The sequence below is a fragment of the Mucilaginibacter sp. P1_A3 genome, from assembly GCF_056406855.1.
The window spans coordinates 1-8851 of record NZ_JBFTZJ010000027.1; the positions used below are offsets into that span (position 1 = coordinate 1).

Sequence of the window (8851 nt, forward strand, 5' to 3'; positions counted from 1 at the left end):
TCAATAATATGTCATTGTTTAGCTGAGAGCTAAAGGCGTAAAGCCGAAAGCGGAGCAGCAAACAAATAATGAATTGGCAAAAAAGCTTTATGCTTTTAGCCTTGAGCTTTTAGCTCAAAAGAAATTCAGGTGCCTATATCGGCGGTGTCTACCTCTTCCCATTCCGAACAGAGAAGTCAAGCCCGCCAGAGCCGATGGTACTGCGTTAAAACGTGGGAGAGTAGGTCGGTGCCCAATCTTAAAAGCCCCAAAAGGCTGAATCGTGAAACCCTTCATCTATCGGATGAGGGGTTTTTGCGTTTAGGATAATCTATCCATACCGGCAGGCTCCTGGCTCCGCCTTGGTTTCAGTTCCTTTTTCGTTTGCCGTTCTTTTTGTTACATTTAAGGCACATACCTTAAACCATGACATCGCAACAGGAGCAACTTTGGCAAAACATTCAAAACTTTCAATTAGATGATCCAGAAGTTGATTTTACGTTTTCGGAAAGGCTGGCACGTGAAAATGGCTGGACTAAAGTTTATACCGCACGGGTCATCATCGAATATAAAAAGTTCATTTTCCTTTGCTGTAACAGTTCAGATGGAGTTACCCCATCTGATCCCGTAGACCAGGCCTGGCATCTGCATTTAACTTATACTCAATCATACTGGACCGGTCTGTGCAGAAACGTCCTCGGGCAGGAAATTCATCATAACCCAACCCGGGGAGGTAAGGCCGAGGCTGGTAAGTTTAATGGCTATTACACACGTACCCAACAGTTATATACACAATTCTTTGATACAGCTCCACCCGTTGATATATGGCAAAATAACATCACTCGTTTTACTGATATCAATTTCCAACGCGTAAATATGACTAGGTATTGGCTGCTGCCCAAACCCGGTAACGGGAGCCAGGTGGCAATATTACTTATGCTTATTATTGTTGTGGGCTTGTTTATTCAGGCTTCAGAAACTGCTATAGCTATCGGTATAATGGTAGCTGTTATTGTTATAGTAGTAATAGCTGTTTATCAAAATGAAAGTGGAGGGAGCAGTAACGGTGGTTGCAGCGACAATGGTTGCAGTGGTGATGACAATGTTCATCATGGTGGCCATTCCGGGCATGATGGTCATGGCGGTGATAGCGGGTGCAGTAGTGGCTGTTCTGGCTGCTCGGCATCTGGTTGTAGCGGTTGTGGCAGCCATTAGTGAATATGAAAATTGGAGGTAATTAAGAAATTATAAGATGATAGGTTAAGGGGTTTGTAAAGCAAGCAAAGACCTGATGCCTGCTCTATCCGGTGAATGTTTATTTTACGCCCAGGCTTGCCCTTACCTTTTTAACTTCTGATGCGGTAATCAGGCTGCTGTTGTTACCGAAATTACTGCGGATATAGGTAAGCACTTGTGCTATTTGGGTATCGGTTAAAAAATTATGCTTGGGCATTACGCTGTTGTATGGTTTATTTTTGACCTTAACAGGTCCTTCCAGGCCATTTAGTAAAACCTGTATGGCCAGGTCTTTTTCCATGTATTTGCCACCGGTAACCCATTCAGATCCATTTAGCGGCGGGAATAGGTTGCCATCGCCTTTCCCGTTTTTTTGGTGGCAGTTAGCACAGTAGTTAGCATATATTTGGGCTCCGCCTTTGAGCATACCCGTTGCAATATTATTACGCACAGGGTTGGGCATTTTAAAATTTGGTAATTTTTTACGCAGTTCCATTTTAGCAAGTTGAACATCGGTGAAGTTACTTTTATCGCCCTGGTAAAAAATGCGCCAAACCCTGCCTTTTTCGGTATCACTCACATAGAGCGAACCATCGGGGCCAACAGATAATCCCATGGGGCGGCAAACTGCGTCACTTACGCTTACAACGGTATTGTGTGCCGCAAAGCCATCTGCAAATATTTCCCATGAACCACTAGGGACACCATTTTTAAAGGGAACAAAGGCAACAAAGAACCCTGCCTGCGGATAGGGCGATCTATTGGTCGACCCATGGAAAGCTACAAATGCGCCATTCTTATACCTGGCCGGAAATTGGTTGCCGGTGTAAAAAAGCAGGTCGTTGGGTGCCCAATGCGCTTGGAAAGCTATCAATGGCTGCGCATACCTGGCGCCATTACCTGCTTTTTTTCCATCGCCTCCATATTCGGGGTTCAGTAGTTTTTTATGTTTAATAGGATCGTAATAATAATAGGGCCAGCCTACGTCGGTGCCTTTTTTAATTTTTAAAAATTCTTCCGCCGGCATAACCGCGCTTTGCCATGCACTAAAAATTTTAGGGAATAGCAGGCGAAAGTCATCTCTGCCATGGGCCACTACATACAGGCAGTTATCGGCGGTATTCCAGTCCATGGCCACCACGCTGCGCAAGCCGGTAGCGTAGCGTATACCATCTTTTTGCTGCTGGTTGGGCTTGGCCTCATCAAATTGCCAAATGCCTCCATATTCCTGCAAAAGCGGACAGCCCTTTATCCCCGGTGAGCCCGGTACACGATTTTGTTCCTGGCAGGCGTTTGATGGCGCGCCAAAGGCTACGTACATATGCCCGTCATTATCAAAGGCCAGGGGTTTGGCATCGTGCTCGTGCTCGCCATGCGCGTCATGTAATATTAACTCCAGCGGGCCATCGGGTACCAACGTTGCCGGGTTCAATTTGGTTCGGTAAACATTTACCTCCGAACTGAAATATAGATAACCTTTGTGAACGCGCATTGCCGTGCCATAAGGTCCCTTATCATCGTAATCGCCAAATTTTTGAATGATGTCAGCCTTGCCATCCTGATCGGTATCACGAACGGCCACATTGCCGCCAATGGAATCGGGGAAGCGAAGTTTTACATAAATATCGCCATTGGTATTTACGGCAAGATGGCGTGCCCGGCCCTCCAGGCTATCAATCACAATAAGGGCTTTAAAATTACCAGGGAGGTATAATCCCCCGTTGTTTGCATCAGCTAAGAGGATTTTATTTTTTTTTACGATAACCGTAAAACTGATCATGATTAACGCAATACCAATAACTGTAATATGCGTTATGGGCCGATGTGCCAAACTTTTTAAAAGCCTTTTCACGCGTAAAAAATTGTGCTTTATCATTTCGAGGATCAGAAAAAGATCAATATTATTTGAATGGGTTATTGTAAAATTTCAAGCATTGCCGGTATTATAAGGATTTTAGGTGCTAAATGTTTTTGAAGCGGGTTAAAACTTTGCCGCCGCACAGAGAAAGTTATCGGGAAGCTAATACTGCGTATCAATAATTTTATCATCCATATTTAATAAAAACCCTATCTTATCATCCTTTATAAACAGAACATATATGCCCGCATCTGAAAAAAAATTAGGTTTATGGACGAGCACCTCCCTGGTGGTGGGCAATATGATAGGTGCCGGTGTATTCTTGATGCCAGCGGCCATGGCCGGTTTTGGTAGTATAGGTTTGCTGGGTTGGGTATTTTCGGCCATTGGCTCATTCTTCCTTGCCAAAGTTTTCAGTAATATGAGCAAATTGCTGCCGCATGCTACCGGGGGGCCGTATGCATTTACCCGCAATGGTTTTGGCGATTTTGCAGGATTCCTGGTAGCCTGGGGATATTTCATATCTACCTCATGCGCCAATGCGGCTATCACCATATCATTGGTAAGCGCGCTTAGCACTTTTTTCCCGGTACTGGCCACCAGTAATATTGCGGCTGTTTCAACAGGTTTGTGCGCAATATGGTTACTCACCTATATCAATACGCTTGGTGTTGTTACCAGCGGCAAATTGCAATTGATAACAACCATTCTTAAGGTTTTGCCATTGCTACTGGTGGCTGTTGGCGGCTTGTTTTTTTTGCAACTTAAAAACTTTACGCCCTTTAACAGTAGCGGCAATACTACTTATGGTGCAATAAGTGCTACCGCTGCCCTGACCATGTTTTCATTTATAGGTATCGAATGTGCCACTATACCCGCGGGTAGTGTAATCAATCCGGAGAAAACGATACCTAAAGCAACCATGATAGGTTTATTCATAGCCACTTTGGTTTATATTTTGGGTAGCGTAAGTGTATTGGGTATAATCCCTGCAGCACAATTACAGCGTTCCGTTACTCCATATGCCGATGCGGCTGTTGTAATTTACGGTAGCAGTGCCCGCTATTGGGTAAGTGCGGGTGTGGCCATTGCCGCTTTTGGCGCACTTAACGGGTGGACGCTGATGCAAGGGCAAATGCCCTTTGCTACTGCAAAGGATAAACTATTCCCGACGATATTTGCCAGGCAGAACAAAAAAGGGGTGCCTTATGTAGGGATTCTTTTAAGCAGCGCGCTGGTATCTGTTTTCATGAGCATGAATTATACCAAAGGGCTTGTAGAGCAGTTTAGGTTTTTACTGCTGCTATCCTTATTATCTATGCTGATCCCTTACCTGCTATCAGCCGCCTCATACCTCATCATCAAGGCAAAAGCTAAACAAACTAACGGCTGGGCGGGTGCTGTACTGCTGGCCATTTTAGCGTTTGGTTATGCGTTATGGAATATTGCCGGCACTGGCAAGGAGGCCGTTTATTATGGGTTTTTATTGCTGATGATCAGCATCCCGTTTTATGTTTGGGTAGCATATAAAAAAAGCAAAGAAAGGGATTAAGGCCTGTTTAGTATTTTGTATTACTAATATTACGCTTTTATTATTTATTTGTAAATCAATAGTTTCAATAATATCCATCCATTGTAAATGTTAAATTTTGGCGCTAAAGTGTTAAATTTCATAGCACAAGTGTTAAACAGCTTTGATTACTAAAAACTTAGTTATACCTTGGTTCTCATAAACTACCTTATGAAAATCACAATTCCTGCACTAATAATATTTTGCTTAAGTACGTTTTCTGTTTTTGCGCAAAATAGTTATTCCATTAAAGGTTTGGTTGCCGATACAGCATCAAATTCAAAACTTACCAATGCAACAGTAGCTGTTTTAAATGCCAAAGATTCCATTCTGCAAAAATTTACCAGGGTAAGCGAAGGGCAGTTTGCCATAAGCAACCTTAAAAAGGGAAAATTTATCCTGCTGGTATCCTACTCTGGTTATGCCGATTTTGTGGAGCGCTTTACGTTGGATTCTGCACACACTACACATAATTTCGGCAATATTGGTATGATACTTAAAACACAGCTGCTTAAAGAGGTAATTATAAAAGCCCAGGTAGCTGCTGTTAAAATTAAGGGCGATACGACCGAATTTAATGCCAAGGCTTTCACTGTACAACCCAATGCTAAGGTAGAGGACTTGCTGAAAGAGCTTCCGGGCATACAGGTGGATAAAGACGGCAAAATTACCGCCCAGGGCCAAACCGTAAGTAAAGTATTGGTTGATGGGGAAGAGTTTTTTGGTGATGATCCTACCCTGGTTACCAAAAACCTGCGTGCCGATATGGTAGATAAAGTACAGCTTTATGATAAAAAAAGCGACCAGGCCGCTTTTACCGGTATCGATGATGGTGTAAAGAATAAAACCATCAACATTAAACTTAAAGAGGATAAAAAGAACGGCTATTTTGGTAAAATAGATGCTGATGGCGGTACCGATAAATATTACCAGGAGCAGATACTTTTCAACAGGTTTAAGGGCAAACAAAAGCTTTCGGTATACGGCACTTTGGGCAATACGGGTAAAGTAGGTTTAGGCTGGGATGATAATAGTAAATACGGCGGCAGTGGCGGTCTTGAATTTGGCGATGGGGGAGAGATTTATTTCAATGGCGGAGGAGGCGACGATCTTGACTCGTTTAGTGGCCGGTTTGATGGCGAGGGGATTCCCCTTGCGAGATCGGCGGGTGCGCATTACGATACCAAATGGGACGGCGATAAACAATCTATCAACGGCAATTTTAAAATAGGTTCGTTAAATGTTGATGGTACCAAAACTACGCTAACGCAAAACAATTACGGCAATACCTTTACCACTAATAACTCTGATCAGATTTTTCACAACCACATGTTTCGGCAAAAGCTGGATCTAACCTACCAGGTAAAGCTTGATACAGCACAAAATTTAAAACTGATGGTTGATGGAACAGATAAAAACACCATCACTAATAATACTTATGATTATGTGAGCAAGCGGGCCAATGGATCATTGCAAAACACCAACAACCGTACTATTGATAATAATGTGCATCAAAAAATATTTAATGCCAGCGCGTTTTATACCAAGAAGTTTAAAAAGGTTGGTCGTACGTTATCAGTAAACGTAACCGAGGGTTTTAATCAAAGTAATTCGGATGGGCATTTATATGCCCGAACAAAGTTTTTTGATACAACGGCTTTTGATAACACCGCGACTGCCACTAAAGATACCATCACTGATCAGCGTAAAACAACAAACGTTAAAACCAATATCTTAAACACAAACCTTACCTATACCGAGCCGCTTTCAAAAACCTTTTCGGCAATTGTAAATTATGGCATCAACGTGAGTAACAACAGTGCCGACAGGAGATCATACAACGCTTCGGGAATAAATACTGATGGGTCAAAACAGTATAATACGCTTGATACCACGGTAAGTAATAATTATAAGCTAAACCAGGTATCGAACCAGTTTGGCTTAAACTTCAATTACAAAAGCAAGAAAAGTACATTTAATTTCGGTTCGAGGGTTTCAGCCGTTAATTTTAAACAGATAAATGAGATTACAGGTACCGAGCGTGTTCGTAATTTTACCAACTGGTTTCCGCAAGCCACTTTCCAATATCGCTTTTCTCAGCAGGAGTCGGTAAGGCTGAGTTATAATGGCAATACTACTCAACCAACTATTGACCAGATACAACCCGTAAAAGTAAATACCGATAACCTGAACATTACGCTGGGTAATGCCAACCTGCGGCCATCATACACCAACCGCTTAAATTTTAGCTATAACTCCTATAAAGTACTGAGCGGACAATCTATATGGCTGTATGGATCTTATTCTAATACCTATAACCCAATAGTGAGCAATGTATCTACTGTTGATGGTGCAAGTACCTATCAATACACCAACCTTAAAAATAAGCAAACTGTAAATATGTATGGAAGTATTTACTTTGACAGAAAAATACCTAAGGTTGATATCAATGCTGGGCTTGGCATAAATGTCAATGGCAATACCTATTATAATTACTCTAAAATTGATTCGGGCGCCAATCTGTTAAATAAAACGCAATCATATACCTACTCGGCCGAATTCAGGTTATCAAAGTACAAACAGAAAAAGTATGATATCAATGCGTCCTTTGGGCCTACTTATACCATAAACTCATCCTCATTGCAACCAAATATTAACAACAACGGCCGTGGCTTTCAGGCCAGCGGCGGATTTAATATTTACCTGCCGCTGCATTTTACCATCGGGTCTGATTGTAATTACCAGTTTAATGCAAAAACGCAGTCGTTTCCCGAGGATTTCAGAAAAACGATCTTAAATGCCACCATCGGTAAATCATTCATGAAAGACGAAAGCATTAAAATATACCTTGCCGGTAACGATCTGCTAAATCAAAATACAGGTTATAGCAGAACCGGGAGCGCTAACCAACTTTCGCAGGAAAGATACACAGCTATCAGAAGATTCTTTATGCTTTCGCTTGTTTGGGACTTTAACCACGTTGGCGGCGGCGCAGCACCTAAAAAATAACCAACCATGAAAAAACTCATTTTATTTGCAACCTGTTTATTTATGCTTGGCGGCAATACGCTGTTTGCCCAAAACAAGCACTTTACAACCAATGGCACCATCGAGTTTGAAAAAAGCGTGAACATGTATGCCGTTTTTCAAAAAATAATTGATAAGGATAATGAAGCGTGGCTGCAGCCGGCTTTTGATTCATACAAAAAAAATCAGCCGCAGTTCAGGAAATTGAAAAGTACCCTGGCCTTTGGCAATAACAAAACTTTGTTTACGCCTATTGAGCCCGAGAACGTAAGCAACACTTTTTTTCTGGATAACCCCATGGTTGGGCAGAACAACGTTGTACAAACAGATTTGAATACCAACACCAGTATTAACCAGAAAAAGGTTTTTGAATCGGTTTTCCTGGTAAAGGATAGTGTACGTAAAATAGACTGGAAAATAACCACCGAAACTCGCGAAATAGCCGGCTTTACATGTCGCAGGGCTAATGCGCTGGTATTGGATTCGATTTATGTTGTAGCTTTTTATACCGATGATATACCCGTATCCGGCGGACCAGAGTCATTTGCCGGTTTACCGGGGATGATATTAGGGCTTGCTATCCCTCACGAAAACGTAACCTGGTTTGCCACCAAAGTGAACGAGATAGTTGTTGACGATAAAGCTCTTACCGCACCCAAAAAAGGTAAACAGGTAAACCGGAAGGAACTATCTGCTACACTAACCGGGGTTATGAAAGACTGGGGTAACCAATCCAACTCCTATTTAAAGGCGTTTGTGTTGTAATATATTGCGCATGCCCGTAAAAAACGGTCGTCATCGCGAGTAACAACCAAGGTTAACTTGGAAAAAACAGTAATGACATCTTAAAAAAAGATCGTCATTGCGAGGAGGTACGACGAAGCAATCCCCAAATTACAGGGCGGATTTGCACAGCGACTCTACAAGTCGGGGATTGCTTCGTGCCTCGCAATTGTAAAGGTCAACTAATTCGGTAACAGAATTAGCTTTAAGGAATAAAGCTAAATGTTATGCGAAACATTAACAATGACCTTACATTAAAGCGGAACTACCTGAATAAGTATCGTTTTCTAATTACAGAATATGAGCAGGTAAAACGCGGAGAGCACTCCATTTTTAGGTTTGCCAAGGATTTCTATTCAGCACATGATACTGATCCCCGAAGTTTCTTAAAGTATTAC

Annotated in this window: 5 protein-coding genes and 1 rRNA gene; 5 read left to right on the plus strand and 1 reads right to left on the minus strand. The window is 42.2% G+C overall.

Going from position 1 to position 8851, the window contains the following annotated elements; all coding sequences use genetic code 11:
- Positions 1-125 precede the first annotated feature (125 nt).
- Positions 126-237: ribosomal RNA gene (gene rrf / locus AC1D0K_RS30535) — 5S ribosomal RNA — on the plus strand.
- A 168-nt stretch (positions 238-405) separates the two neighbouring features.
- Positions 406-1194 (plus strand): glycine-rich domain-containing protein, encoded by a 789-nt coding sequence (locus AC1D0K_RS30540; protein WP_477399111.1) that lies wholly within the window; start codon positions 406-408, stop codon positions 1192-1194.
- Between the two features lie 100 nt (positions 1195-1294).
- Here the strand turns inward: AC1D0K_RS30540 and AC1D0K_RS30545 are convergent, their stop codons facing one another.
- Complete coding sequence (locus AC1D0K_RS30545; RefSeq protein WP_477399112.1) at positions 1295-2995, minus strand: PQQ-dependent sugar dehydrogenase; 1701 nt, start codon at positions 2993-2995, stop codon at positions 1295-1297.
- A gap of 319 nt (positions 2996-3314) precedes the next feature.
- Here AC1D0K_RS30545 and AC1D0K_RS30550 point away from each other — a divergent pair, with 319 nt between their 5' ends.
- The 3 genes from AC1D0K_RS30550 (at position 3315) to AC1D0K_RS30560 (ending at position 8435) form a co-directional block, all read left to right on the plus strand.
- Positions 3315-4625, plus strand: coding sequence for an amino acid permease (locus tag AC1D0K_RS30550; protein WP_477399114.1), 1311 nt, complete (start codon positions 3315-3317; stop codon positions 4623-4625).
- A gap of 189 nt (positions 4626-4814) precedes the next feature.
- The gene (locus AC1D0K_RS30555; protein WP_477399116.1) at positions 4815-7652 is read left to right on the plus strand and encodes an outer membrane beta-barrel protein; all 2838 of its coding nucleotides are present in this window, start codon (positions 4815-4817) and stop codon (positions 7650-7652) included.
- A gap of 6 nt (positions 7653-7658) precedes the next feature.
- Positions 7659-8435 (plus strand): GLPGLI family protein, encoded by a 777-nt coding sequence (locus AC1D0K_RS30560; RefSeq protein WP_295711294.1) that lies wholly within the window; start codon positions 7659-7661, stop codon positions 8433-8435.
- Positions 8436-8851 lie beyond the last annotated feature (416 nt).